This window comes from Streptomyces sp. NBC_00090, from assembly GCF_045160815.1.
Classification (GTDB): Bacteria; Actinomycetota; Actinomycetes; order Streptomycetales; family Streptomycetaceae; genus Streptomyces.
In genome coordinates this window covers 2,059,161-2,083,049 of sequence record NZ_CP108224.1, presented here as the reverse complement: position 1 = coordinate 2,083,049, position 23,889 = coordinate 2,059,161, and the positions used below count along the sequence as shown (strand labels likewise).

27 protein-coding genes are annotated in these 23,889 nt (G+C 74.0%); 19 read left to right on the top strand and 8 right to left on the bottom strand.

Annotated features, from left to right (window positions below; all coding sequences use genetic code 11):
• Positions 1 to 244: 244 nt before the first annotated feature.
• The 10 genes from OG361_RS09170 to OG361_RS09125 all read left to right on the top strand — a co-directional run bounded on the left by OG361_RS09170 (position 245) and on the right by OG361_RS09125 (position 9,320).
• Positions 245 to 1,270 (top strand): ParA family protein, encoded by a 1,026-nt coding sequence (locus OG361_RS09170; protein ID WP_030212665.1) that lies wholly within the window; start codon positions 245 to 247, stop codon positions 1,268 to 1,270.
• On the top strand, positions 1,255 to 1,755 hold the full coding sequence (locus tag OG361_RS09165; protein ID WP_405852846.1) for a hypothetical protein: 501 nt from the start codon (positions 1,255 to 1,257) through the stop codon (positions 1,753 to 1,755). The genes OG361_RS09170 and OG361_RS09165 overlap by 16 nt, the downstream gene beginning before the upstream one ends.
• A 45-nt stretch (positions 1,756 to 1,800) precedes the next feature.
• Entirely contained in the window at positions 1,801 to 3,078 is a 1,278-nt protein-coding gene (locus OG361_RS09160; RefSeq protein ID WP_405852845.1) for a segregation and condensation protein A, read from the top strand.
• A complete protein-coding gene (scpB, locus tag OG361_RS09155) occupies positions 3,075 to 3,668 on the top strand; it encodes an SMC-Scp complex subunit ScpB (RefSeq protein WP_384571187.1) in 594 nt (197 codons plus the stop codon). Before OG361_RS09160 ends, scpB begins: the two co-directional genes overlap by 4 nt.
• Positions 3,668 to 4,918, top strand: a complete 1,251-nt coding sequence (locus OG361_RS09150) for a pseudouridine synthase (protein ID WP_405852844.1) — start codon at positions 3,668 to 3,670, stop codon at positions 4,916 to 4,918. The genes scpB and OG361_RS09150 overlap by 1 nt, the downstream gene beginning before the upstream one ends.
• A gap of 118 nt (positions 4,919 to 5,036) precedes the next feature.
• Entirely contained in the window at positions 5,037 to 5,690 is a 654-nt protein-coding gene (gene pnuC, locus OG361_RS09145; RefSeq protein ID WP_405852842.1) for a nicotinamide riboside transporter PnuC, read from the top strand.
• Positions 5,687 to 6,766 (top strand): AAA family ATPase, encoded by a 1,080-nt coding sequence (locus OG361_RS09140; RefSeq protein WP_384571181.1) that lies wholly within the window; start codon positions 5,687 to 5,689, stop codon positions 6,764 to 6,766. Before pnuC ends, OG361_RS09140 begins: the two co-directional genes overlap by 4 nt.
• A complete protein-coding gene (locus tag OG361_RS09135; protein WP_405852840.1) occupies positions 6,763 to 7,509 on the top strand; it encodes an NUDIX hydrolase in 747 nt (248 codons plus the stop codon). Before OG361_RS09140 ends, OG361_RS09135 begins: the two co-directional genes overlap by 4 nt.
• Positions 7,506 to 8,537, top strand: coding sequence for an ADP-ribosylglycohydrolase family protein (locus OG361_RS09130; RefSeq protein WP_405852838.1), 1,032 nt, complete (start codon positions 7,506 to 7,508; stop codon positions 8,535 to 8,537). The genes OG361_RS09135 and OG361_RS09130 overlap by 4 nt, the downstream gene beginning before the upstream one ends.
• Positions 8,538 to 8,540: 3 nt before the next feature.
• The gene (locus OG361_RS09125) at positions 8,541 to 9,320 is read left to right on the top strand and encodes a DNA polymerase beta superfamily protein (RefSeq protein WP_405852837.1); all 780 of its coding nucleotides are present in this window, start codon (positions 8,541 to 8,543) and stop codon (positions 9,318 to 9,320) included.
• A gap of 51 nt (positions 9,321 to 9,371) precedes the next feature.
• Here OG361_RS09125 and OG361_RS09120 read toward each other — a convergent pair whose 3' ends face one another.
• The 3 genes from OG361_RS09120 to OG361_RS09110 are packed head-to-tail and all read right to left on the bottom strand — an operon-like array spanning position 9,372 to position 10,949.
• A complete protein-coding gene (locus tag OG361_RS09120; RefSeq protein WP_405852836.1) occupies positions 9,372 to 10,061 on the bottom strand; it encodes a DNA polymerase beta superfamily protein in 690 nt (229 codons plus the stop codon).
• 10 nt (positions 10,062 to 10,071) lie between these two features.
• Positions 10,072 to 10,560 carry a Rieske (2Fe-2S) protein gene (locus OG361_RS09115; protein ID WP_405852835.1) on the bottom strand — a complete coding sequence of 163 codons (489 nt, stop codon included), beginning with the start codon at positions 10,558 to 10,560 and terminating at the stop codon, positions 10,072 to 10,074.
• Between the two features lie 44 nt (positions 10,561 to 10,604).
• Complete coding sequence (locus OG361_RS09110) at positions 10,605 to 10,949, bottom strand: DUF952 domain-containing protein (protein WP_405852834.1); 345 nt, start codon at positions 10,947 to 10,949, stop codon at positions 10,605 to 10,607.
• Between OG361_RS09110 and OG361_RS09105 the strand changes: the two genes are divergently transcribed.
• From OG361_RS09105 to der, 6 genes are all read left to right on the top strand, one after another.
• Positions 10,948 to 11,094, top strand: a complete 147-nt coding sequence (locus OG361_RS09105; RefSeq protein WP_405852832.1) for a hypothetical protein — start codon at positions 10,948 to 10,950, stop codon at positions 11,092 to 11,094. The two genes, OG361_RS09110 and OG361_RS09105, sit on opposite strands and share 2 nt — an antisense overlap.
• Positions 11,095 to 11,204: 110 nt before the next feature.
• Positions 11,205 to 11,567, top strand: a complete 363-nt coding sequence (gene aroH / locus OG361_RS09100; RefSeq protein ID WP_141297311.1) for a chorismate mutase — start codon at positions 11,205 to 11,207, stop codon at positions 11,565 to 11,567.
• Positions 11,564 to 12,652 carry a prephenate dehydrogenase gene (locus OG361_RS09095; protein ID WP_405852831.1) on the top strand — a complete coding sequence of 363 codons (1,089 nt, stop codon included), beginning with the start codon at positions 11,564 to 11,566 and terminating at the stop codon, positions 12,650 to 12,652. The genes aroH and OG361_RS09095 overlap by 4 nt, the downstream gene beginning before the upstream one ends.
• A 183-nt stretch (positions 12,653 to 12,835) precedes the next feature.
• Positions 12,836 to 13,501, top strand: coding sequence for a (d)CMP kinase (gene cmk / locus OG361_RS09090; protein ID WP_405862156.1), 666 nt, complete (start codon positions 12,836 to 12,838; stop codon positions 13,499 to 13,501).
• On the top strand, positions 13,498 to 14,142 hold the full coding sequence (locus OG361_RS09085; RefSeq protein ID WP_405852830.1) for a lysophospholipid acyltransferase family protein: 645 nt from the start codon (positions 13,498 to 13,500) through the stop codon (positions 14,140 to 14,142). Before cmk ends, OG361_RS09085 begins: the two co-directional genes overlap by 4 nt.
• A gap of 70 nt (positions 14,143 to 14,212) precedes the next feature.
• Positions 14,213 to 15,661, top strand: a complete 1,449-nt coding sequence (gene der, locus OG361_RS09080) for a ribosome biogenesis GTPase Der (RefSeq protein WP_405852829.1) — start codon at positions 14,213 to 14,215, stop codon at positions 15,659 to 15,661.
• 104 nt (positions 15,662 to 15,765) lie between these two features.
• On the opposite strand, the gene OG361_RS09075 is transcribed toward der, so the two are convergent.
• Positions 15,766 to 16,038: a hypothetical protein gene (locus OG361_RS09075; RefSeq protein ID WP_405852828.1), complete on the bottom strand. Its 273-nt coding sequence runs from the start codon at positions 16,036 to 16,038 to the stop codon at positions 15,766 to 15,768.
• Positions 16,039 to 16,424: 386 nt separating this feature from the next.
• Positions 16,425 to 17,207 carry a hypothetical protein gene (locus tag OG361_RS09070; protein ID WP_405852827.1) on the bottom strand — a complete coding sequence of 261 codons (783 nt, stop codon included), beginning with the start codon at positions 17,205 to 17,207 and terminating at the stop codon, positions 16,425 to 16,427.
• 217 nt (positions 17,208 to 17,424) lie between these two features.
• Here OG361_RS09070 and OG361_RS09065 point away from each other — a divergent pair, with 217 nt between their 5' ends.
• Positions 17,425 to 18,153, top strand: coding sequence for a transglycosylase family protein (locus OG361_RS09065; RefSeq protein ID WP_405852826.1), 729 nt, complete (start codon positions 17,425 to 17,427; stop codon positions 18,151 to 18,153).
• 17 nt (positions 18,154 to 18,170) lie between these two features.
• Here OG361_RS09065 and OG361_RS09060 read toward each other — a convergent pair whose 3' ends face one another.
• Genes OG361_RS09060 through OG361_RS09050 form a run of 3 tightly spaced genes read right to left on the bottom strand, consistent with a single transcriptional unit; the run spans position 18,171 to position 21,930 of the window.
• The gene (locus OG361_RS09060; RefSeq protein WP_405852825.1) at positions 18,171 to 18,815 is read right to left on the bottom strand and encodes an ATP-binding cassette domain-containing protein; all 645 of its coding nucleotides are present in this window, start codon (positions 18,813 to 18,815) and stop codon (positions 18,171 to 18,173) included.
• Positions 18,812 to 21,544: an ABC transporter permease subunit gene (locus OG361_RS09055; RefSeq protein WP_405852824.1), complete on the bottom strand. Its 2,733-nt coding sequence runs from the start codon at positions 21,542 to 21,544 to the stop codon at positions 18,812 to 18,814. Before OG361_RS09055 ends, OG361_RS09060 begins: the two co-directional genes overlap by 4 nt.
• The gene (locus OG361_RS09050) at positions 21,532 to 21,930 is read right to left on the bottom strand and encodes a hypothetical protein (protein ID WP_384571136.1); all 399 of its coding nucleotides are present in this window, start codon (positions 21,928 to 21,930) and stop codon (positions 21,532 to 21,534) included. The genes OG361_RS09055 and OG361_RS09050 overlap by 13 nt, the downstream gene beginning before the upstream one ends.
• Positions 21,931 to 22,029: 99 nt before the next feature.
• Here OG361_RS09050 and OG361_RS09045 point away from each other — a divergent pair, with 99 nt between their 5' ends.
• On the top strand, positions 22,030 to 22,557 hold the full coding sequence (locus tag OG361_RS09045) for a hypothetical protein (RefSeq protein ID WP_405852823.1): 528 nt from the start codon (positions 22,030 to 22,032) through the stop codon (positions 22,555 to 22,557).
• On the top strand, positions 22,535 to 23,836 hold the full coding sequence (locus tag OG361_RS09040) for an ABC transporter substrate-binding protein (RefSeq protein ID WP_405852822.1): 1,302 nt from the start codon (positions 22,535 to 22,537) through the stop codon (positions 23,834 to 23,836). Before OG361_RS09045 ends, OG361_RS09040 begins: the two co-directional genes overlap by 23 nt.
• Positions 23,837 to 23,889 lie beyond the last annotated feature (53 nt).

Genomic DNA, 23,889 nt, shown 5'->3' with positions numbered 1-23,889 from the left:
GACACATCGGGCCGGGTCCGGCGGATTGTGTTGCTGCGGAGCGGTGACACGCCATAGAGTCGCCAACCGTCGGCATGGTGCCACGCTGACCTATCGATAAATGTTCCTGGTGACATCCAAGGAGGTAAGACGACTTGTGAATGAGTCGACAATTACTCCCGGGAGCGGTGCGCCAGGTGCCCCGATCGGCTCCGTCGCGGTGCGGACCTTCGCGACGCACCAGTCCATGACGACAGCCCACACGATGAAGACGATGGACGGCCTACACGTGAACGCCACGGCCGGCAACGAGATGGGCCGAGAGTCCACCCACTTCGCCGCCTACGACGAGGTGCCCGAGGGGCACTTCTACGACCCCGACGCCGAGTACGAGCCCGACCCGGAGTACGCGGCCACCCTCGCACCCGACGCTGCCCGTCAGCGCCGCGAGCGGATCGGCCCCACCGGACGGCCCCTGCCGTACTTCCCGATCCCGGGTCCCCTGACCGACCACGGACCCGCCAAGATCATCGCGATGTGCAACCAGAAGGGCGGCGTCGGCAAGACCACGTCGACCATCAACCTGGGTGCCGCGCTCGCCGAGTACGGACGACGGGTGCTGCTCGTCGACTTCGACCCGCAGGGAGCCCTGTCGGTCGGCCTCGGCGTGAACCCGATGGAGCTCGACCTCACCGTCTACAACCTGCTCATGGAGCGGGGCATGTCGGCGGACGAGGTGCTCCTCAAGACCGCCGTGCCCAACATGGACCTGCTGCCGAGCAACATCGACCTCTCGGCCGCCGAAGTCCAGTTGGTCAGCGAGGTCGCGCGCGAGTCCACGCTCCAGCGCGCCCTCAAGCCGCTGATGAACGACTACGACTACATCGTGATCGACTGTCAGCCCTCGCTCGGCCTGCTGACCGTGAACGCCCTGACGGCGGCTCACAAGGTCATCGTGCCGCTGGAGTGCGAGTTCTTCGCCCTGCGCGGAGTGGCGCTGCTCACCGAGACGATCGAGAAGGTCCAGGAGCGGCTCAACCCCGAGCTGGAGCTCGACGGGATCCTCGCCACGATGTACGACTCGCGGACCGTGCACAGCCGTGAGGTCCTCGCGCGCGTCGTCGAGGCCTTCGACGACCACGTGTACCACACGGTCATCGGGCGGACCGTGCGCTTCCCGGAGACCACGGTCGCCGGCGAGCCGATCACCACGTACGCCTCCAACTCCGTGGGCGCCGCCGCCTACCGCCAGCTCGCCAGGGAGGTGCTCGCCCGGTGTCACGCCGAGTGAGTCTGCCCGGCGCCGACGAACTCTTCCGTACGACCGGGGGGACGGCGCTCCAGGCGTCCTCACCCCGCCGGGCCGTCCCGGCACCCGCGGGCGAGAGCGACACGACGGCGGCCGAGGGCTCCGCGGAGCATACGGCGGCGGACTCCGAGGCGGCCGAACCGCGCGCCCGGACGACGGAGCCGGAGAGCCCCGCCCCGAAGCCGGCGAACGGGGCGACGGTGCCGGCCCCGGCGGCCAGGCGGCGCGGCGGCCGTACCCCGAACCGGCGGCCCAGCGGCCGCGAGCGCCACGACGAGAAGATCACGGTCTACGTCTCCGCCGAGGAGCTCATGGACCTGGAGCACGCCCGGCTCGTGCTCCGCGGTGAGCACGGTCTCGCCGTCGACCGGGGCCGGATCGTCCGGGAGGCGGTCGCCGTCGTCCTGGCGGACCTGGAGTCCCGCGGCGACGCGAGCATCCTCGTCCGTCGCCTGCGCGGCCGCTGACGGTAGCCTGCGAGCTGTCGAGCTCTCCGTTCCCCCTGGACCCCCATGCACAAGGCCTCTGACGAAACGTCCCGCCCGCCGGGCCGCCGCCCCCTGGGCCGCGGCCCGGCGGGCGGGACGTCCGGCTCCACGCCCCTCGCCGAGGCGCGGGGGCAGGCGGTCGAGGCCGGGGAGCCGGTGGCGGAGGCCGGGGCCGAGGCGGCGGAGCCCGTACCGGCGGTTCCGGCCGAGGAGCCCGTACGCGTCGGGGGAGGGGCACCCGTCGCTCCGGTGGAGGAGACCCCTCCCGCCTCGGACGCCGGTCCGGCCGAGGCACCCCCACCCGCCCGCCCGGCGGGAGAGCACGCGCCACCCGCGCCCGCTCCTCTTGTCGGGGACGCCGCTCCGGCGGCCGGTGCCGAAGGCGGCGACGGCGATGACGGCAGTGGCGGCGACGGGCGGTTCACCGTGCGGCTCGCGAACTTCGAGGGGCCCTTCGACCTGCTCCTCCAGCTGATCACCAAGCACAAGCTCGACGTCACCGAGGTCGCCCTCTCCCAGGTCACCGACGAGTTCATGGCGCACCTCCGCGCCCTGGGCCCCGACGGCGACCTCGACCAGACCACCGAGTTCCTCGTCGTCGCCGCCACCCTGCTCGACCTCAAGGCCGCCCGGCTGCTCCCCGCGGCCGAGGTGGAGGACGAGGCCGACCTCGCGCTCCTGGAGGCCCGCGACCTGCTCTTCGCCCGCCTCCTCCAGTACCGCGCCTACAAGCGGATCGCGGAGATCTTCGAGGCGCGCTGGGAGGCCGAGGGCCACCGCCACCCCCGTACCGTCGGGCTCGAACCGCACCACGCCGAGCTGCTCCCCGAGGTCGTGATCTCCATCGGCGCAGAGGGCTTCGCCAAGCTGGCCGTCAAGGCCATGCAGCCCAAGGCCGAGCCCCAGGTGTACGTCGACCACATCCACGCCCCGCTCGTCAGCGTCCGGGAGCAGGCCGCCCTGGTCGTCGCGCTGCTGCGCGTGCGCGGGACGGCGGCGTTCCGCGAGCTCGTCGAGGACGCCGGAGACACCCTCACCGTCGTCGCCCGCTTCCTCGCCCTGCTGGAGCTCTACCGGGAGAAGGCCGTCGTCCTCGACCAGGAGACCGCCCTCGGGGAGCTCGTCGTCACCTGGTCCGGCGGCGACCGGGACGCGGGCATCACCGACGAGTTCGACCGGGAGTCGGCCGTGGACCGGGAGTCGGCCGTGGACCGGGAGTCGGCCGTGGACCGGGAGCCCGCCCCGGACCGGGAGCCCGCCCCGGACCGGGAATCCGCCCCAGAAACGGAGGCCCAGGAGTGAGTGACCTCAAGCCCTCCCTCGAAGCCGTCCTCATGGTCGTCGACGAGCCCGCCACCGAGCAGCACCTCGCCAAGGTCCTGGACCGCACCCCGCGCGAGGTGGCCGACGCCCTGCGCGAGCTGGCCGACGAGTACACCGCCCAGGGCCGCGGCTTCGAGCTGCGGCGGGTGGCCGGCGGCTGGCGCTACTACTCCCGCGCCGCCCACGCCGCGGCCGTCGAGGCCTTCGTGCTCGACGGCCAGCAGGCCCGGCTCACCCAGGCGGCCCTGGAGACCCTCGCGGTCGTCGCGTACCGCCAGCCGGTCAGCCGTTCCCGGGTCTCGGCGGTCCGCGGGGTCAACTGCGACGGCGTGATGCGGACCCTTCTCCAGCGGGGTCTGGTGGAGGAGGCGGGCGCGGAACCCGAAACAGGTGCGATCCTGTACAGGACGACGAACTATTTCCTGGAGCGGATGGGCCTGCGAGGCCTGGACGAACTTCCCGAGCTCGCCCCCTTCCTCCCTGAGGCGGAGGCGGTCGAGCCGGACTCCCTGGAAGGCGTCCCGTCGTTCGATCCGGACGCAGACGTAGACGACAAGACGGAAATTTGATGCGAAGCAGCAGCGGCAGGAACAGCAGCGGAAACAACGGCGGGAGCCGTGGTGGCAACAGCGGCGGCCGCGGCGGCAGCGGTGGCGGCCGTGGTGGCAGCGGCGGCGGTGGCGGCGGCGGTGGCGGCCGTGGTGGCAGCGGCGGCGGTGGCGGCGGCGCCCGTGGCGGCAGCGGCAGCAGCGGTGGCGGCGGGCGCGGCAACTACCGCGGCGCCGGCGGCGGCCGCGACGACAAGCAGGGCGGCGGCCGCCCGCGCAACCCGCGCCCCGAGGAGCGCCAGTACGACGTGGGCGGCTCCAGCGGCTCCAGCGGCTCCGGCGGCCCCTCGGACGGCCCCAAGCGCGGTCGTGGCACCGCCGCCCGCGGTGGCGCCAAGGGCGGCCCCCGGCAGTCCCCGCAGCGCGGTGGAGGCCGTACGGCGCCCGCCCGCTCGCGCGAGTACGACGCCCGTACGGAGGAGCGGAACCGGGAGCGGTACGCCGGCAAGCCGGAGATCAAGACCCCCAAGACCTTCCCCGGGGCCGAGGCCGAGGGTGAGCGTCTGCAGAAGGTCCTCGCCCGCGCCGGCATGGGTTCGCGCCGCGCCTGCGAGGAGCTGATCGAGCAGTCCAGGGTCGAGGTCAACGGCGAGATCGTGGTCGAGCAGGGCATGCGCGTCGACCCTGAGAAGGACGAGATCAAGGTGGACGGCCTGACCGTCGCCACCCAGTCCCACCTGTTCTTCGCGCTGAACAAGCCGGCCGGTGTCGTCTCCACCATGGAGGACCCGGACGGCCGCCAGTGCCTCGGCGACTACGTCACCAACCGCGAGACCCGGCTCTTCCACGTCGGCCGGCTCGACACGGAGACCGAGGGCATCATCCTGCTCACCAACCACGGTGAGCTGGCCCACCGCCTCACGCACCCCAAGTACGGCGTGAAGAAGACCTACCTGGCGGCCATCACCGGCCCGCTGCCCCGCGAGGTCGGCAAGCGCCTCAAGGACGGCATCGAGCTGGAGGACGGGTACGCCCGCGCCGACCACTTCCGCGTCGTCGAGCAGACCGGCAAGAACTACCTGGTCGAGGTCACCCTGCACGAGGGCCGGAAGCACATCGTGCGCCGGATGCTGGCCGAGGCCGGCTTCCCCGTCGACAAGCTGGTCCGTACGGCCTTCGGCCCGATCGGCCTGGGCGACCAGAAGTCCGGCTGGCTGCGCCGTCTGACCAACACCGAGGTCGGCATGCTGATGAAGGAAGTCGGGATGTAGTTCCCGCCCCCTCTCCGGAGAGGCCCGTGACCGCCACCAGGCGGTCACGGGCCTTTTTCGTCCTTGTGGCCGAGACCCTTCGGCATTTATAGTCAGGATGACTCTTAAGGAGGCGGGCGTGAGCCTCGCGGACATCCTCGAACCCCTGCAGCAACCCCTCTTCACGCTGCTCGGCACCCCGGTGAGCTGGACCGAGGTCCTCGGCTTCGGCACCGGAGCCCTGTGCGTCTGGCTCGTCGCCCGCCAGCACCTCGCCAACTGGCCGATCGGCATCGCCAACAACCTCTTCTTCGTCCTGCTCTTCACCCAGGCCGGCCTCTACGCCGACGCCGGCCTCCAGTTCGTCTTCATCGCCCTCGCCGCGTACGGCTGGTGGACCTGGACCCACGGGGGTGGACCAGGCTCCGGGACCCTCCCGGTGCGGCGCACGAGCCGCACCGAGTGGACCTGGCTGCTCGCGGCGGGGGCGGTGGGGACCCTCCTGCTGACCCTGCTCCTCGACCGCGCGACCGACTCGACCGTCCCCTTCTGGGACGCGCTGACCACCGCGCTCTCCCTCATGGCGACCTACGGGCAGTGCAGGAAGCGGCTGGAGTCCTGGTGGCTCTGGATCGCCGCCGACGTGGTCTACGTGCCCCTGTACGCGTACAAGGAGCTGTACCTGACCTCCCTGCTGTACGTCGGCTTCATGACGCTCTGCGTCCTCGGCCTGCGCGACTGGCGGCGGGGCCTCGCCGCACCCCGCGCCCTCCCGGCGGAGGCGACGGCGTGAAGCGCTACGGCCACGGCCTCGTCCTCGGCAAGTTCTATCCGCCGCACGCCGGCCACCACCACCTCGTCCGCACCGCGCGGGAGCGGTGCGAGCGCCTCACCGTGCTCGTCTGCGCCTCCTCGGTCGAGAGCCTGTCCCTGGCGGACCGCGTCGCCTGGATGCGCGAGATCCACCCCGACGCGCTCGTCGTCGGAGCCGTCGACGACATCCCCGTCGACCTCCGGGACCCCGCCGTGTGGGACGCCCACATGGCCGTCTTCCGGACCGCCGTCCCCGAGCGCGTCGACGCCGTCTTCACCTCGGAGCCGTACGGCGAGGAGCTCGGCCGCCGCTTCGGCGCCGCCTCCGTCGACGTCGACCCCGAGCGCACCCGGTTCCCCGTCTCCGGCACCGCCGTCCGCGCCGACCCGGCCGGCTTCTGGGACTTCCTGGAGCCGCCGGTACGGTCCGCGCTCACCCGGCGGGTCGTCGTCCTCGGCGCCGAGTCCACCGGCACCACCACCATGGCCCTCGCCCTCGCCGACCACTACCGGCGGCGCGGCGGCGTCTGGGCCCGCACCCGGTACGTACCGGAGTACGGGCGCGAGTACAGCGAGGTCAAGCTCGCCGAACTCCGCGCCCGGCGCCCCGGCGCCGACTGGTCCGACGTCACCTTCCGCTCCTCCGACTTCCCCGTCATCGCCCAGCGCCAGGCCGAACTGGAGGAGGAGGCGGCCCGCGACGGCTCGCCCGTGCTCTTCTGCGACACCGACGCCTTCGCCACCACCATCTGGCACGAGCGGTACATGGGCACCGCCAGCCCCGACACCGGGGAGATCGCCGCCCGCGGCCGCCAGCACCTCTGGCTGCTCACCGACCACCGGGGCGTCGACTTCGAGGACGACGGGCTGCGCGACGGGGAGCACCTGCGGCCCTGGATGACCGCGCGGTTCCTCACCCAGCTCGCCCACTCCGGCCGTCGGACGGCCGTCCTCAGCGGCCCGCACGAGGAGCGGCTCGCGGCGGCCGTGGCCGCCGTCGACGCACTCCTCGCCGAGGGCTGGCACCTCGCCGACCCGCTCCCGGAGCGCCGATGAGCGGGGAGAGGGCGGTTCCGGCGCCCGAGGGCTACGACCCCCACGCCTTCGAGCCCTTCGCCGTCACCGTCGACCTCGCCGTCCTCACCGTCCGCGAGGAACGCCTGCACGTCCTCCTCGTCCAGCGCGGCCAGGAGCCGTACGCGGGGGAGTGGGCGCTGCCCGGCGGCTTCGTCCTGCCCCGCGAGTCCGCCGAGACGGCCGCCCGCCGCGAACTCGCCGAGGAGACCGGCCTGCCCGAGGCCACCGTCGCGGGGCTCCACCTCGAACAGCTCCGCACCTACAGCGAACCGGACCGGGACCCGCGGATGCGGGTCGTCTCCGTCGCCTTCACCGCGCTCGTCCCGGGCCTGCCCGAGCCGCGCGGCGGCGGCGACGCGGCCGAGGCCCGGTGGCTGCCCTACGGCTCGTACGGGCCCCTGGCCTTCGACCACGACCGGATCCTCGCCGACGCCCGCGAACGTGTCGGCGCCAAGCTCGAGTACACCTGCCTCGCCACCGCCTTCTGCCCGCCCGAGTTCACCCTCGGCGAGCTGCGGCAGGTGTACGAGACGGTCTGGGGCGTCGCACTCGACCGCCCCAACTTCCGGCGCAAGGTCCTCACCACGCCCGGCTTCGTCCGGGCCGTGGAAGGGCCGCCGCGCCGCACCGGCGGACGGGGGAAACCGGCCGCTCTCTACCGGGCGGGCGAGGCCACGGCCCTCCACCCGCCCCTCCTGCGACCGGAAGGACACTCCTCATGACCCCGACCCGTACCGCGGTGAAGCAGGCCGCGACCGGATCCCTGGTCGGCCTGGCGCTCGGCGACGCACTGGGCTTCCCGACCGAGTTCAAGGACGTGCCGTCCATCCTCGCCGCCTTCGGCCCCTGGCGGGAGATGGAGCTCCCGCTCGCCCGCGGGACGGCGTACGTCACCGACGACACCCAGATGACCCTCGCCCTCGCCCGGGGCGTCCGCACGGCCATGGACCGGGGTGTGCTCGCCCCGCTGCGGCTCGCCCGGCCGGTCCGGGACGAGTTCGTCGACTGGTACCACTCCCCGGAGAACAACCGGGCCCCCGGCAACACCTGCCTGCGCGCGTGCATGCTCCTCGACGGCGACCGGCTCTGGCAGGACGCCAGCCAGATCGGCTCCAAGGGCTGCGGCGCCAACATGCGGGTCGCGCCGATCGGCCTCGTCCCCGGGCTGAGCGAGGAGCAGCGCGCCGGCGCCGCCCAGCTGCAGTCGGCCCTCACCCACGGTCACCCCACGGCGCTCGCCGCCTCCGACCTCACCGCCCGCGCCGTGTACCTCCTGGCTCAGGGAGTGGACCCGGCCGGGCTCGTCGGACAGCTGCGCTCGTACGCGTACGAGAACCGCTCCCGCTACCACGAGCACTGGCTCGGCGACCTCTGGACCCGCGCCCAGGACCCCTCCGCCCGGCACTTCGTCGAGCGCGGCTGGGACGAGTGCCTGGCCGTCCTGGAGCGCCTCGACGCCGTCCAGCGCACCGCCGACCCGGAGCTCGACCCCTGCGCGTACACCGGGGACGGCTGGATCGCCGAGGAGGCCCTCGCCACCGGGCTTCTTTGCTTCCTCCTCTTCCCCGGCGAGCCCCTCACCGCCCTGCGCAGAGCCGCCTGCACCCGCGGCGACTCCGACTCGATCGCCGCCCTCGCGGGCGCCTTCGCCGGAGCGCACCTGGGCGCGGACGCCTGGCCGAAGGAGTGGGCGGAGCGCGTCGAGTACCGGAGCGACCTGCTGACCTTCGGGGCGCTCTGGGACGCTTGACCCATGACACTCGCCCTCGGGTCCGCCCTCGACACCGACCTCACCGACCTCTCCGCCGTCGTGGCCGAACAGCCCGACCCGCTGCTCTTCGCGACCGTCTCCGGCGCGCACCTCTACGGATTCCCGTCCCACGACTCGGACGTGGACCTGCGCGGCGCGCACCTGCTGCCGCTGGAGGCGCTGATCGGGCTGCGCGAGCCCGAGGAGACCCGCGGCCGCATGTGGGACCGGGACGGCGTCGAGATGGACCTCGTCACGCACGACCTGCGGAAGTTCGCCCGGCTCATGCTGCGCCGCAACGGCTACGTCCTGGAGCAGCTCACGTCCCCGCTGGTCGTGCGGACCACGGAGACCCACGCGGAGCTGTGCGCGCTCGTGCCCGAGGTGCTCACCCACCACCACGCGCACCACTACCGCGGCTTCGCCGGGACGCAGTGGCGGCTCTTCGAGAAGAGCGGCGAGCTCAAGCCGCTGCTCTACACCTACCGGGCGCTGCTCACCGGCATCCACCTGATGCGCTCGGGCGAGGTGCGGGCACATCTGCCCACCCTGGTGGAGGAGGTGTCCGAGGCTCCCCGCCGGCTGCCCGACCTCGTCGCGGCCAAGGCGGCGGCCGAGCACGGGCGCGCGGAGGTGGCCTTCGAGGACGTACGGGCCGAGGTCGAGGCGCTGCACGGGGTCCTGGACGAGGCCCAGGCCGCCTCGGAGCTCCCGGAGGCGGTGCGCGCGCACGACGCGCTCCACGACCTGGTCGTACGGGCCCGGGCCGGGGCGAGCGGCTAGCGGACGTCCGGCGGGAGGCCTCACGCGCGCGTGGGTCCGGCCGGGCGGCGGCTAGAGCACGCGCAGGGACGAGGCGCGGCGGGCGCGGATCAGGAAGTCCTGGACGCGGGCGTGGTCCGGGGCCGCCGGGAGCGGGCTCGTGTCGTGGGCGCTGTCGGCCTCGTCCTGAAGGCGGTTCATCCAGGACTCGACCTCCGGCCACGGCACCTCGCCGCGCTTGACCGTGAGGAGACGCTCGCGCTCCTCGCCGACGTCGACGCGGAGCTCGCCGGTGCGCAGCAGGTCGCGGCAGCTGGTCAGCAGCCGCAGCAGGTGCATGGCGTGCTTCCAGCGGGGGTGGCCGTACTGACGGACGTCCGCGTCGAGCTTGCGGCGCTGACCGCCGGCGTACCGCACGAAGGTCTGGTGGGAGCGGCGGGAGAGGAACGCCCCGCGCAGCGAGAGGAGTTCGCGGCCCACGTCGTCGACGTGCTCGACGACGGGGGAGTGGAGGCACTCCAGGACGTTCGGGTTGTTGCGCAGGGCCAGCTCGCAGAAGCGCTCCAGCTCCCAGCTGAACTGCTCCTCGTCCGGGCCCTCCACGTGCGCCGGGGGCTTGTCGAAGCGCCAGAAGAGCGGCGTCGGGGCGAGATAGACGCCCCGCACGTCCGTGTCGCTGCCCTCGGTCGCCAGACCGAAGGCACGCGAGCCCATGACACAGGAGTAGATCGTGTGATCGCGCACCAGTTCTTCCGGAGTCATGCCGGTCAGGCTACGCGAGGGTGATGGTCTCCCCCGAGACGGTGATCTGCTCGGCCGGGAGCGGGCGGGGGGCCGGGCCGGCCGCCACCGAGCCGTCGGCGATGCGGTACTTGGAGCCGTGGCAGGGGCAGTCGATGGTGCCGTCCGCGACCTTGTTCACGAGGCAGCCCTGGTGGGTGCAGACCGCGGAGAAGGCCTTGAACTCCCCGGCGGCGGGCTGCGTGACGACCACCTTCCGGTCGGCGAAGACCGTGCCGCCGCCGACCGGGATCTCGGAGGTCTTGGCCAGCGGGGGAGCACCGGCCGTCGTCGCCGACGCGGCAGGCGACTCGGGTGTGGCGGATGTCGCGGGGGCACTCGGCGGGGCCGAAGCGTCAGGAGTGGCCGGGGCGGTGGTCGTCGTACCGGCGTCACCCCCGTCGTCCGAGCCGCACCCCGTCGTCGTCAGGGCCGCGGCGGCGAAGAGGACGGTACGGCGGTTCGTGGCGCGTGAAGTCATGGCGCCAGCTTGGCCGCACCCCGCCCCGAGGACCCGCAACACGCCTACGTGCGGGGGGCCAGCTCCCTCGCACGGCCGTCCGCGTCCCGGCGGACCTCCAGCACCGCCGTCACCGCCGCGCGCTCGATCGCTCCGTACACATGCGGGAAGAGCCGGCCGTCCGAGCCCTCCCAGCGGACCTCGCCGCCCAGCAGGGACTCGTCGATCACGAGGACCAGGAGCGGGCCGGGCACGGAGCGGTAGGGGCCGTCGGCGATCTCCAGGGCCGAGGCCTCGTCCGCCGAGCAGTGGACGAAGCCCTCGGCCGCGAGTGACGGCGGGGCGTAGGGGGCGGCGGTATCGACGGGATCGGCGGACCAGTCGGCCAGCGGTACGACGTGCAGCAGCATGCCGACAGTTCTACCGCGCGGGTCCCTCGCGTCCACCGCGCAGGTCCTCCGCCAGCCGCTGCCGCAGGCCGTCGACAGGCTGACCCCGAACGGCTCGGTGCCCCAGGGCTCCCTGGAGGACCTCATCCGTCAGCAGCAGCTCTGACCGTCGTCCGGCGCCCGCCCTCCGTCTCGGAAGGCGGGCGCCGCGGCGCGCCGCCCCCACCGCTGGCTAGGCTGAACGGAGAGCACTTGACGCAGGCGAAGGAGCACGACGTGGCGGTACGAGCGGTCCGAGGCGCCGTCCAGCTGGAGCGGGACGAGGCCGGACACATGCGCGAGCAGGTCGAGGAGCTGCTCACCGCCGTCCTCGCGCGCAACGAGCTCACCGCCGACGACCTCATCAGCATCTGGTTCACGGCCACCCCCGATCTGCACAGCGACTTCCCCGCCGCCGCGGCCCGGGGGATCGGGATCGTGGACGTCCCCCTGATCTGCGCCCAGGAGCTCGACATCGAGGGCGCGATGCCGAGGGTCGTCCGGCTCCTCGCCCACGTCGAGACCGATCTGCCCAAGTCCCGGATCGCGCACGTCTACCTCGGCGCCGCGGCCGCCCTGCGCAAGGACATCGCCCAGTGAGAACAGCGCTCGTCATCGGAACCGGACTGATCGGCACCTCCGCCGCGATCGCCCTGGCGGGCCGCGGCGTCACGGTCCACCTCCGCGACCACGACCCGGCGCGCGCCCGGACGGCCGCCGCGCTCGGCGCGGGCACCGACGAGGCACCCGAGGGACGCGTGGACCTCGCGATCGTCGCCGTACCCCCGGCGCACGTGGCCGCGACCCTCGCGGAGGCGATGTCGGCCGGTCTCGCCCGCGGCTACCTGGACGTGGCGAGCGTCAAGGGCGGGCCGAAGCGGGAGCTGGCGGCGCTGGGCCTCGACCTCACCGCGTACATCGGTTCGCACCCGATGTCCGGCAAGGAGCGCTCGGGCCCGCTCGCGGCGACCGCGGACCTCTTCGAGGGACGACCGTGGGTCCTCACCCCGACCCGGGACACCGACACCGAGGTCCTGAACCTCGCCCTGGAGCTCGTCGCCCTCTGCCGGGCCGTGCCCGTCGTCATGGACGCCGACGCCCACGACCGGGCCGTCGCCCTGGTCTCCCACACCCCGCAGCTGGTGTCGTCGATGGTCGCCGCCCGCCTGGAGGAGGCCGACGAGTCGGCCGTACGCCTCTGCGGGCAGGGCATCCGCGACGTCACCCGGATCGCGGCCTCCGACCCGCGCATGTGGGTCGAGATCCTCTCCGCCAACCCGGGCCCCGTCGCCGACGTCCTCTCGGGCGTCGCCGCCGACCTCGACGAGACGGTCCGCGCTCTGCGCTCCCTGCAGTCCGCCGACGAGGACAAGCGGCGGGACGGCGCCTCGGGCGTCGAGGACGTGCTGCGCCGCGGGAACGCCGGCCGCGCCCGCGTCCCCGGCAAGCACGGCGCCGCCCCCACGGTCTACGCGACCGTCGCCGTCCTCATCAGCGACCAGCCGGGCGAGCTGGCCCGGATCTTCGCCGACGCGGGCCGCGCGGGCGTCAACATCGAGGACGTCCGCATCGAGCACGCGACCGGCCAGCAGGCGGGCCTGGTCCAGCTCATGGTCGACCCCGCGGTGGCCCCGGCCCTGGGCACGGCCCTGCAGGAACGGGGCTGGGCGCTGCGCACGAGCTGACGGCACGAGCGGTACGGACGGCCCCCGGCCCAGTTCCTGACACCTCTCCGGTGACGCCCCGCGAGGGGGCCGGACGTGGGCTGGGCCGAACGGGTGCGTGGGACTCGGTAACCTTGTGGGGGCCCCTTGCATCTCCGCCGGGCCCTACCGCTCACCCAGGAAGGTGTTCCCACCGTGGAATCCGTGATCGTCGCCATCGACGGGCCGTCCGGCACGGGCAAGTCGAGCACCTCGAAGGCGGTCGCCGCCAAGCTGGGGCTGAGCTACCTCGACACCGGCGCCCAGTACCGGGCGATCACCTGGTGGATGATCAGCAACGGTGTCGACGTGTCCGACGCCGAGGCCGTCGCCAACGCCGCCGCCAAGCCGGTCATCGTCTCCGGCACCGACCCGGCCCGGCCCACCATCACCGTCGACGGCGCCGACGCCGCCGGTCCCATCCGGACCGAAGAGGTCACCTCCAAGGTCAGCGCCGTCAGCGCCGTCCCCGAGGTGCGGGCGCTCATCACCGAGCTCCAGCGGAGCATCGCGAAGGGCGCCGAGTACGGCATCGTCGTCGAGGGCCGGGACATCGGCACCACCGTCCTGCCCGACGCCGACCTGAAGATCTTCCTGACCGCCTCGCCCGAGGCCCGTGCCGCCCGCCGCTCCGGCGAGCTCAAGGGCGTCGACGTGCACGCGACGAAGGAAGCCCTGATCAAGCGGGACGCGGCCGACTCCAGCCGGAAGACCTCCCCGCTCGCGAAGGCCGGCGACGCCGTCGAGGTCGACACCACCGACCTCACCCTGGACCAGGTCATCGAGTGCGTGGTCACCCTGGTGGAGGAGAAGAGGGCGGCCGCCAAGTGACCCTGCCCTCCGAGAGGGGCGCCGCGGTCGGCCGACGCATCGGCATCGGCCTGATGTACGGCTTCTGGAAGCCGCGCGTCCTCGGCGCCTGGCGGGTGCCGTCCTGCGGCCCCGTCATCCTCGCCGTCAACCACGCGCACAACATCGACGGCCCCATGCTCATGGGCACCGCACCGCGCCCCGTGCACTTCCTCATCAAGAAGGAAGCCTTCGTCGGGCCCCTCGGGCCCTTCCTGGAGGGCATCGGGCAGGTCAAGGTGGACCGCGACGGCACCGACCGGAACGCGATAGGCAACGCCCTCGGCGTCCTGGAGCAGGGCGGCGTCCTCGGGATCTTCCCCGAGGGCACCCGGGGCGACGGCGACTTCGCCTCGCTCCGCGCCGGCCTGGCCTACTTCGCCGTCCGCAGCGGCGCGCCGATCGTCCCGGTCGCCGTCCTGGGAAGCACCGAGCGCCGGGGACGGTTGCTCAAGGGGCTGCCTCCGCTGCGCGGCCGCGTCGACGTCGTCTTCGGCGACGCCTTCGAAGCGGGGGACGGCTCCGGCCGGCGCACCCGCAAGGCGCTCGACGAGGCCACCGTACGCATCCAGGGGCAGCTCACCGCGCACCTGGAAAACGCCAGGCGCCTCACCGGACGCTGAGCGAGACTTTCAGTAGTGGGCCCCGCGGGCCGGGGACCCACCGACCACGAATGATCAAGGAACGGACTTCATGAACGACCAGCACGACCACGGGGCACTTGGCGACGCCGAGTACGCGGAGTTCATGGAGCTCGCCGCGGTAGAAGGCTTCGACGCCGAAGAGGTGGAGGGCGCGATCGAGGAGGCCGGGCACGGCCCGCTCCCCGTCCTCGCCGTCGTCGGCCGTCCGAACGTCGGCAAGTCGACCCTGGTGAACCGCATCATCGGCCGCCGCGAGGCCGTCGTCGAGGACAAGCCGGGCGTCACCCGCGACCGCGTCACGTACGAGGCCGAATGGGCCGGCCGCCGCTTCAAGGTCGTCGACACCGGCGGCTGGGAGCAGGACGTCCTCGGCATCGACGCCTCCGTCGCCGCCCAGGCCGAGTACGCCATCGAGGCCGCCGACGCCTGCCTCTTCGTCGTCGACGCCACCGTCGGTGCCACCGACACCGACGAGGCCGTCGTCAAGCTGCTGCGCCGCGCCGGGAAGCCGGTCGTCCTCGCCGCCAACAAGGTCGACGGACAGTCCGGCGAGGCCGACGCCGCCATGCTCTGGTCCCTGGGCCTCGGCGAGCCGTTCCCCGTCTCGTCGCTGCACGGCCGCGGCACCGGCGACCTCCTCGACGAGGTCCTGAAGAAGCTGCCCGAGGCCCCCGAGCAGCGCTTCGGCAACGCCGTCGGCGGCCCGCGCCGCATCGCCCTCATCGGCCGTCCGAACGTCGGCAAGTCCTCCCTCCTCAACAAGGTGGCGAACGAGGACCGGGTCGTCGTCAACGAGCTGGCCGGCACCACCCGCGACCCGGTCGACGAGCTGATCGAGCTCGGCGGCGTGACGTGGAAGTTCGTCGACACCGCGGGCATCCGCAAGAAGGTCCACCTCCAGGAGGGCGCGGACTACTACGCCTCCCTGCGCACCGCCGCCGCCGTCGAGAAGGCGGAGGTGGCCGTCATCCTCATCGACACCACCGACAACATCTCGGTGCAGGACCAGCGCATCATCACGATGGCGGTCGAGTCGGGCCGCGCCATCGTCATCGCCTACAACAAGTGGGACGAGCTCGACGAGGAGCGCCGCTACTACCTCGAGCGCGAGATCGAGACCGAGATGCAGCAGGTCGCCTGGGCGCCCCGGGTCAACGTCTCCGCCAAGACCGGCCGCCACATGGAGAAGCTGGTCCCGGCCATCGAGACCGCCCTCGCCGGCTGGGAGACCCGCGTCCCCACCGGCCGGCTCAACGCCTTCCTCGGTGAGATCGTCGCGGCCCACCCGCACCCGATCCGCGGCGGCAAGCAGCCCCGCATCCTCTTCGGTACGCAGGCGGGCACCAAGCCGCCCCGGTTCGTGCTCTTCGCCTCGGGCTTCCTGGAGGCCGGCTACCGCCGCTTCATCGAGCGCCGCCTCCGCGAGGAGTTCGGCTTCGAGGGCACCCCGATCCACATCTCGGTGCGCGTGCGCGAGAAGCGCGGCCGCAAGAAGTAGTCCGGCGGCACGACATGACACACGGCTGAGGGCCGGGGCGATCAGCCCCGGCCCTCAGCCGTGTCAGGTGTGTCCGCCGCGGCCGGCGCCGCGTCCGTCGCGCTCTAGACGCCGCGGCGGGGACCCGGCGGCAGGGCCGCCGGGGTGTGGGGCTGCTGCGCCGTCCACATCGGCGGGTACGCGGCGGCGTGCCGGTGCCCGTGGCCGTATCCGTGCAGACCCGTGCTCGTGGTCGTACCGAAGGCCCGGAACGCCACATCCTCCTCGCCGCTGCGGTCACCCGGCAGCGTGCGGAACGACCGGCGGTACTCCGAGTACAGGGCGTCGTAGATCGGCGTGGCCGACTGGCCCGCCGTGACGTCCTGCGCCGGGCGCATGGAGGGGATCTGGCTCGGATACGGCTGGAGGAAAGGGTCGTATGGGTGCACGTACGTGCCAACGACCCCGCCGCCCGTCGGATGCGGGCGGTTCTCCGAAAGAGGCGCCCGCCGGGGGCGCGGCACGGTCGGAGCCTCCGGCACCGCCGCGCCTCCCGCGGCCCGCGGCGCGGCCGCCCCCAGGGGAGCGCCCGTCGCCGCAGGTCGCGCCGGTCGGCCCGGTCCGGGCGATCCGCCCAGTCCAGTCGGTCGGCCCAGTCCCACCGGTCCGCCCGGCCTGCCCAGCGCTCCGAGTCCGCCCGGTCCGCCCAGTGCCCCCGGCGCCGGTGGTCCCGTGCGTCCTGCTGGGGCCCGCGCGGGTCCTATGGCGGGCCGGCCGTCGTCCATCAGGTACCGGCCAGCGGCATCGCGGCGGCCACCAGGCGTCCGTTCGCCGCTGCCTTCTCCAGGGCGTCGCGCAGCAGGTCCTCCCGCGGCTGCTGGCCGATCGAGCCCACCGGGGCGGCGAAGACCAGGACCGTGTGCGACTTGTTGGCCGCCGCGCGCCAGCCCTCGGTGACCTGGAGCGGCTGGTGCGCCTGCCACCAGGCGGCCTGGCCGGCACCGCCGGGGCCCGGCTGGAGGACGGAGTGCAGCTGGCCCATGGCGACCAGGACCGACCAGCCCGGCAGCACGGCGGGCTTCTCGTTGAGGTCGTTGACGGGCCGGAAGCCCTGCTCCGCGAGGAGCGGCAGGAACTCGTCGACGAGACCGTCCGTGCCCGGGCGGGCCACGGGGGCGGTCGGCTCCACGACCAGCGCCGGGTGCAGCTCGCCCTCGATCAGGACGAGACCGCTGGTGACCCCGAGCACGGCCTGCTCGGGGTGGGCGGCGGACAGCGCGTCGGCGGTGTCCGCGGCCGTGATGGAGGCGACGGCACCCTGGAGCTGCGCCTCGGCCACCTTGACGACCTGGGACGGAATGCAGCTGGCGTGAGCGAACGCGAGGACCGCGGTCTCCTCACCGACGAACAGCACCGTGCTGGTGCGCTCCTGCTCGGAGTCCCCCGGCGTGCGGCAGGAGGTGCAGTCGTAGCTGCCCGGGGCGTTGTCGCCGGCAAGCAGCCGGTCGGCTTCTTCGTCGCCGATCTCGGCGCGTACGTCCTCGCTGACGTCGAGCATGCGCGGCACGGGGGGCTCCCTGGACTCGGTACGGGGGGACGCCGGGCCGATCCCGGGCGTCTCATGCCGAGTTCAACGGGTCAGGCTCGGCCGGGGTCACGCGCGGAAGCGAGGCAACTTACCGGCGGTGTCCGCGGTGGGCCCGGTGACGCCGACCGGGTGGGGTGTGAACAGTGTTCCGCGCGGCACGGTCCGGAGGTGCCGGGACGCTGCCTAGCCTGCCCCGATGTCGAAGATCCGATTTTGGACGGCGGGTTCCGTGGCGGCCGCGTCGGCGGCGGCGGTGCTGACCCTGACACCGGCGCCCGCCCAGGCCCGGGACGCCGTGGAGGGACCCCGGGAGGCCGTCGTCGCGCCGGTCCCGGCGGGACGGACCCCGGAGCGGACCCCGGAGCAGGCCCCGGAGGGTGCCCCGCCGCTGACCCCGGAGTGGGCCTCGGAGCCGACCCAGGAGCTCGCCCAGGGGAAGGTCGCCGGGGCGGTCTCCGCCTCCGCCGTCGCCGTGCGCGCGGCCGCCGCGCGTCCGCGCTACGCCTGCGCCGTCGACCAGTGGCCGTGGGGCTGCGTCGCCGAGTGCGAGAGCAGCGGCCGCTGGCACATCAACACCGGCAACGGCTTCTACGGCGGACTCCAGTTCTGGCAGCCCACCTGGGTCGAGCACGGCGGACAGAAGTACGCCCGGCGCGCCGACCTCGCCACCCGCCCGCAACAGATCAGGATCGCCGAGGAGGTCCTGCGCACCCAGGGCTGGGGTGCCTGGCCCGTCTGCTCCAAGCGGTACGGGCTGAGCGGACGCGTGCACACCGTCCAGCCCGGGGACTCGCTCGGCTCGATCGCCCGCCGCTTCGCCGTCAAGGGCGGTTGGCAGGCGCTGTACGCGGCGAACCGCAGCCTCATCGGGGCCGACCCGAACCGGATCGTCGTCGGCACGATGCTGCGGATCGCACCGCTCTGACGCCGAGCCGGGGGGCGTCAGGCGAACTCGGCCGGCTCCCCGGCGGCCGCGCGGGAGCCGCGCCGCAGCTCGTGCACGAGCGTGCCGCGCGGCAGACCCTCCGGTACGCGCTGCTCGGCGAGGACCACGGCCGCCCCGCCCTCCACGGCGAGCGCCGCGAGGAGCCCGTACGTCCGTGCCGCCACCGGCGGGGCCATCCCGAGCGACGGCTCGTCGACCAGCACCACACGCGCGGGCGTCAGCAGGGCGCGGGACACCGCCAGCATCCGGCGCTCCCCACCGGAGAGGGTCCCGGCGGCCCGGGACAGCAGCGGTACGAGTTCGGGGTAGGGGGCGGCGGCGCCGTGCGGCGCGGCGAGCGCGAGGTTCTCGGCGACGGTCAGCCCCTCGTACACCGCCCGAAGATCCGGTACGAAGCAGAGCCCGCGGCGCGCCCGCGCGTGGGCCGGCAGCCGGGTCACGTCGGTGCCGCGCCACAGCACCCGGCCGGAGGAGAGCCGCACCGTGCCGGCGAGCGCCCGCAGGGCCGTGGTCCGGCCCGCGCCGTTCCGGCCCAGGAGCACGGTGACGGTGCCGGCCGGGACGGGCAGGTCGAGGCCGTGCAGGGCCTCCAGGGGGCCGTAACGGACCCGGGCCACGCGCAGCTCGATCTCGATGCTCATGACAGGATCCGGCCGCCTTCCATGGTGTGCACGGTGTCGGCGATCCCGGCGACGAGGTCCGGGTCGTGCTCGACGACGAGGACCGTCAGACCGTCGGCGGCGAGCGCGGCGAGGATCCGGGCGAGCGCGGCGGTCTCCGCGGCGTCGAGACCGGCGGCGGGTTCGTCGAGGAGGAGCGTGTGCGGCTGCCCCGCGAGCGCGCGGGCCAGCTCGACGCGGCGCAGGGTCCCGGTCGGCAGGCCGGCGGCGGCGCGGTGCCGCACGGGGCCGGCCAGGTCGAGGAGCCGCAGGCTCCGCTCGACGGCGGCCGGGTCCGCGCGGACGTGGCCCCGCTCCCCGCCCAGGCGGACGTTCTCCTCGACGGAGAGCGAGGGGAAGACGGCGAGCCGCTGGAAGGTCCGGGCGATCCCGAGCCGGGTCCGGGCGTGGGCGGAACGGGCGGTGATGTCGACGCCGTCGAGCGTGATGAGGCCCTGGCCGCGGCGGGGACGGAGGGTCCCGGCGAGACAGTCGAAGAGGGTGCTCTTGCCGGCGCCGTTGGGGCCGACGAGGGCGGTGACGCGGGCGGGGGCGAGGGCGAGGGTGACATGGGAGAGGGCGGTGATGCCGCCGGGGTAGGCGAGGGTGAGGTCGTGGGCGGCGAGGACCGGGCCGGGGGGTGGTGCGGGCGGGTGGCCCGGTGCGGCCCGCCGGGGGTGCGCCCGGCCTCCGGCCGGACCGGGGTTCCCACCCTTACCGCGCGTGCGTGCGGGTCTTCCCGTGGGGGGTGTCGCGCCGTCGGCGGCTGCGGGCGGGTGGGGGTGCGTCCCGCCTTCGGCCGGACGGGGCGTGCCGGGCGTACGGGTGGTCGGGACGGGTACGGGTCTTCCCCCGGGGGGTGCGGCGCCGTCCCCGGCCGGGGCCCGGTGGGGGTGTTCCCGGACCCGGGGTGGTTCGCCCCTGGGGGGCTTGGCGGCGTCGGTCGGTGGGGTCCGGGGGGTCAGCAGGGTCGTCAGGGGTGGGAGGCGGCCCGTCTGGGTGGCCAGGAGGCCGATCAGGGCCGCCGCCGCGCCCGCTTGCGGGCCCGCGTCGAGGGTGACCAGGATCGCGGCGGCCGCCAGGGGCGTCAGGAGGCTGTCGGCGCCCAGGACCAGGACGGCGGCGAACCAGAGCAGGCCGCGTACCGGGTCGTACGCCTCCGGGTCGAAGGCGCGCAGGCCCATGCCCAGGAGACCGCCCCCGAGCGCCGCCAGGGCGGCGCCCAGCACGAAGGCGAGGAGCTTGAGCGCGGGCACCGGGACGCCCGCCGCCTCCGCGCCCGGCTCGTGGTCCCGCAGCGCGGCCAGCGCGCGGCCCGTGCGGCCCCGGCGCAGCACCGCCACCAGGACCAGGCAGCCGGCGAGGAGGGCCAGCTCCAGGGCGTAGAAGGCGCGGTCGTCGGAGAAGCCCGCCGGGCGGCCGGGAGAGAGGCCCGCCGTCGCGTACGGCTGCGTGAGGACGAAGCGGCTCACCGCCACGCCGGTCGCCAGCGTCGCGAGGGCCAGGGCGAGACCGTGGCGGCGGATCGCCGGCCAGGCCGTCACCAGCCCCACCACGGCCACCATCGGCACCGCGAGCCCCAGCGCCGCGAGGGCCGGCACGCCCGCCGTCGTCAGCACCGCCGTGAGCAGCGCGCCCAGGCCCGCGTACGCCGCCTGGCCCAGCGCGATCTGCCCGCCCCGGCCCGCCACCACGACGAGGGAGAGGAGGATCACGGCGAGTGCGGGGACCTGGACCGCCGTGTGCAGGTCGGAGCCCGCGAAGCCGAGGGGGAGGAGGAGCAGGACACCGACGACGAGCCACACGACCGTCGGGACCCGGGGGGAACGTGTCGGCGTCGGCAGCGCGTCCCGGCCCTTGCCGCCCACGCCCGGCAGGACGAGCGCTGCCACCAGGAGCGCCACCACGAACAGGTTCGCCCCGACCGCCTGCACCAGCGGCCCCGCCCACCCCTCCGGGTGCAGCCGGGTCAGCTGTGCCTGGGCCACGCCCAGCGCGACCGCCGCCGCCACCGCGACGGGCAGCGAACGCATCCGGGCGATCACCGCGACCGCGATCACCTCGACGACGAGCAGCGGCATCCCGTACGGGTCGAGCCGTACGTACGGGGCGAGGAGCACCCCCGTGAGTCCGGCCGTGAACGCGCCGAACGCCCACCCCGCCGACGCCACCCGGTCCGCGTCGACCCCCGAGAGGACGGCCAGCGGACGGTTGTCCACCACCGCCCTCAGCTCCCGGCCGAACCGGGTCCACCGCGTCACCGCCGCCACCAGACAGGCCAGCACCACCACCGCCCCCAGCTGCGCCCACGGGTCGTCACCGAGGAGCACCGGAGCGTCGTCCCGAGCCCCGCTGCCCCACACCAGTACCGCCCCGCCCACGAGCAGCACGAAGACGCCGATGGACGCCACCAGGGTCCGCGCCGGGTTCGAGCCGAGGAGGGCGAGCGGGCGGAACACACCCCGGTCGAGGACGAGGCCGATGCCCGGCGCGACCACGAGGAGCGTGACCAGCGCCCCGAGGGGCAGCGGCCAGCCCCAGACGACCACCAGGTGCCGCAGCACGTAGGCGCAGATCATGGCGACGGCGCCGTGCGCCAGGTTCAGCACCCCCGTCGCCCGGTAGGTGACGATCAGGCCGATCCCGGTGAGCGCGGCGGCGCTGCCGACCGCGAGGCCGGCGAGCGTCAGCTCGTACGTCAGGGAGGCCACGGCTCACACACCGGGCACGGCCTCAGGGACGCGTCGTCCGCCTCCGTCGCCTCCGCCTTGCCCGCCACCAGCGGGCAGTCCGGGCGGTGGGCGAGCGTCCCGCCCGGGACCCGGAGGGGCGGGCCGTCCGAGGACGGCGGGGGAGTCTCCTCCGCTTCGGCCGGGCGCGGTTCCGGAGGGCGTACGGGCAGCAGGAGCGCCGCCGCGACGAGCACCGCGCCCGCCACGATCAGCGCCGCACCCGGCACCGTGCACGAGGCCAGATAGGGCAGCTGCCGCTCGGCGAAGCGCTCACCGGAGATCCCGTACCAGCCGAGCACGCACAGCACCGCGCCCCCGGCGGCCGCGGCGGTACCGCCCCACAGCAGGATCCGGGATGTCGCCACGGGGGCCTCCCTCGTCTCTTCCTTGCACTATGCCCCGAACCGTCCCACCCTGGAACCATCAGGACGTACGTCCCGGCGAGACACCCGGTGGTGAGCCAGATGGTTCTCGAACGACTCGGCGGACGCCCCCGGCTCGCGGCCCTCGCGGCTGTCGCCGTGCTGGCCTTCGTGCCCGCCGTCGCGGGCTGCTCCGACGACGCGGACACCGGAGACCAGGTGACGGAGACCGCACCACCCGGGACGACGGCAGAGCCGCCGGAGGAGGGCGAGCCCGCCGACCCGGCCGCCGCCGAGGCGGAGATCACCAAGAACTGGACGGCGTTCTTCGACCCGAAGACCCCCACGGCCGACAAGGTGGAGCTCCTGGAGAACGGCGCCGAGATGCAGCCGGTCCTCGCCGCCTTCGCCGGCAACGAGAACGCCGCCGTGACCTCGGCGAAGGTCACGGGCGTCGAGTTCACCTCGGCGACCGAGGCGAACGTCACCTACGACCTGCTCGTCGGCGGGTCCCCCGCCCTGCCCGACTCCCAGGGCACCTCGGTCCTCGTCGACGACACCTGGAAGGTCTCCGTGAAGACCCTCTGCGGCCTGGTCGAGCTGAGCGGTGTCACCGTTCCGGGCTGCTGAACCAGGGGCGGCGCTGCTCCTCGCCGTGCTGCTCGCCCTCCTGGCCGTGCTCACGGCCTGCGGCAGCCGGCTCCCGGAGCGCGCCTTCGGGACGCGGCCCACCGCCACCCCCTCCGGCGGTGAGCCGCTCCGCGTCGGGATCATCACCAGCGCCACCAGCCCGGTCGGTGGGCAGGCCTTCACCGGCCCGCGCGACGGCGCACGCGCCTACTTCGACGCGCTCAACGCCCGCGGCGGTCTCGACGGCCGCCGGATCGAGGTCGAGACCTGCGACGACGGCGGCAGCGGTGTCGGCAACAACACGTGCGTGCACCGGCTGATCGACGAGCGCCGGGTCTTCGCCCTCGTCGCCACCACCGCCCTGAACTACGCGGGCGCGCCCCTCGTCGCCCGGGCCGGCGTCCCCGACATCGGCGGCCAGCCCCTCACCCCCGCCTACGACACGTACCCGCACCTCTACGGGATCTACGGCAGCTCCGCCCCGCGCACCGGCGGGAAGCCCGGCTGGGACGGGACGCTGTACGGCGGGACCGAGGTCTACCGCTGGTTCGAGCGGGAGAAGGGAGCGAGGACCGCCGCCGTCGTCTCCTACAACCAGGCCGCGTCCGCCGCGTACGCCCGGCTCGTCGCGGACGGACTGCGCGCCGAGGGCTACCGGGTCGTCGACGAGCAGGTCGACTTCGCCCTGCCCAACTTCCGTGCGGTCGCCGCCGATCTGCGGGACCGGCACGTCGACCTCCTCTTCGACGCGATGGACACCCACGGCAACGTGCGGCTGTGCGAGGCGATGGAGGCGCTCGGCGTCCGCGTCGACGCGAAGGTCACCAACGTCCAGAACTGGTCCTCGTCCGTCGCCCGCGACTACGCCCGCGCCCCCGGCTGCCTGAGCGCCCTCTGGGTGACCGGAGCCAGCCGCAACCACCAGGACACCGACCATCCGGCGGTCCGCGAGTTCCGGACCGCGATGGGACAACGACAGCTCTCCCAATGGCAGTTGGAGGGATGGGCGGCGGCGATGTGGTTCACCGACGCGGCCCGCTCCTGCCTGTCCGGTGAGGGACTCACCCGCGGCTGCGTCGAGGAGTTCCTCAACCGTCCGGAGCCGTACACTGCGCGCGGACTGCTGCTCCCCGTCCGCTTCGAGCAGTTGGCGCGGCCGCCCGAGACCCGTAACACCTGCCTCTCCGTGGCCCGTTGGGAGGTCGGCCGGGGCTGGGTCAGCCAGGGCGAGATGACGGAGAACTGCGCGACCGTGCCCCAGCTCGGCTACCGCCCGTGAACGGCGGGCCCGTCCCGGCAGTACAGTCGGCCCGACCGACCAACAGACTGACT

Excerpts from the sequence above, each read along its gene's own strand:
- OG361_RS09135 (WP_405852840.1), top strand. The coding sequence starts at position 6,763 with ATGAGCGGGGAGAGGGCGGTTCCGGCGCCCGAGGGCTACGACCCCCAC.
- OG361_RS09120 (WP_405852836.1), bottom strand. The coding sequence starts at position 10,061 with ATGACTCCGGAAGAACTGGTGCGCGATCACACGATCTACTCCTGTGTC.
- OG361_RS09065 (WP_405852826.1), top strand. The coding sequence starts at position 17,425 with ATGTCGAAGATCCGATTTTGGACGGCGGGTTCCGTGGCGGCCGCGTCG.
- OG361_RS09105 (WP_405852832.1), top strand. The coding sequence starts at position 10,948 with ATGCCGACAGTTCTACCGCGCGGGTCCCTCGCGTCCACCGCGCAGGTC.
- OG361_RS09170 (WP_030212665.1), top strand. The coding sequence starts at position 245 with ATGAAGACGATGGACGGCCTACACGTGAACGCCACGGCCGGCAACGAG.
- OG361_RS09160 (WP_405852845.1), top strand. The coding sequence starts at position 1,801 with ATGCACAAGGCCTCTGACGAAACGTCCCGCCCGCCGGGCCGCCGCCCC.
- OG361_RS09125 (WP_405852837.1), top strand. The coding sequence starts at position 8,541 with ATGACACTCGCCCTCGGGTCCGCCCTCGACACCGACCTCACCGACCTC.
- OG361_RS09045 (WP_405852823.1), top strand. The coding sequence starts at position 22,030 with ATGGTTCTCGAACGACTCGGCGGACGCCCCCGGCTCGCGGCCCTCGCG.
- OG361_RS09110 (WP_405852834.1), bottom strand. The coding sequence starts at position 10,949 with ATGCTGCTGCACGTCGTACCGCTGGCCGACTGGTCCGCCGATCCCGTC.
- OG361_RS09060 (WP_405852825.1), bottom strand. The coding sequence starts at position 18,815 with ATGAGCATCGAGATCGAGCTGCGCGTGGCCCGGGTCCGTTACGGCCCC.
- der (WP_405852829.1), top strand. The coding sequence starts at position 14,213 with ATGAACGACCAGCACGACCACGGGGCACTTGGCGACGCCGAGTACGCG.
- OG361_RS09115 (WP_405852835.1), bottom strand. The coding sequence starts at position 10,560 with ATGACTTCACGCGCCACGAACCGCCGTACCGTCCTCTTCGCCGCCGCG.
- OG361_RS09130 (WP_405852838.1), top strand. The coding sequence starts at position 7,506 with ATGACCCCGACCCGTACCGCGGTGAAGCAGGCCGCGACCGGATCCCTG.
- OG361_RS09150 (WP_405852844.1), top strand. The coding sequence starts at position 3,668 with ATGCGAAGCAGCAGCGGCAGGAACAGCAGCGGAAACAACGGCGGGAGC.
- OG361_RS09075 (WP_405852828.1), bottom strand. The coding sequence starts at position 16,038 with ATGCGCCCGGCGCAGGACGTCACGGCGGGCCAGTCGGCCACGCCGATC.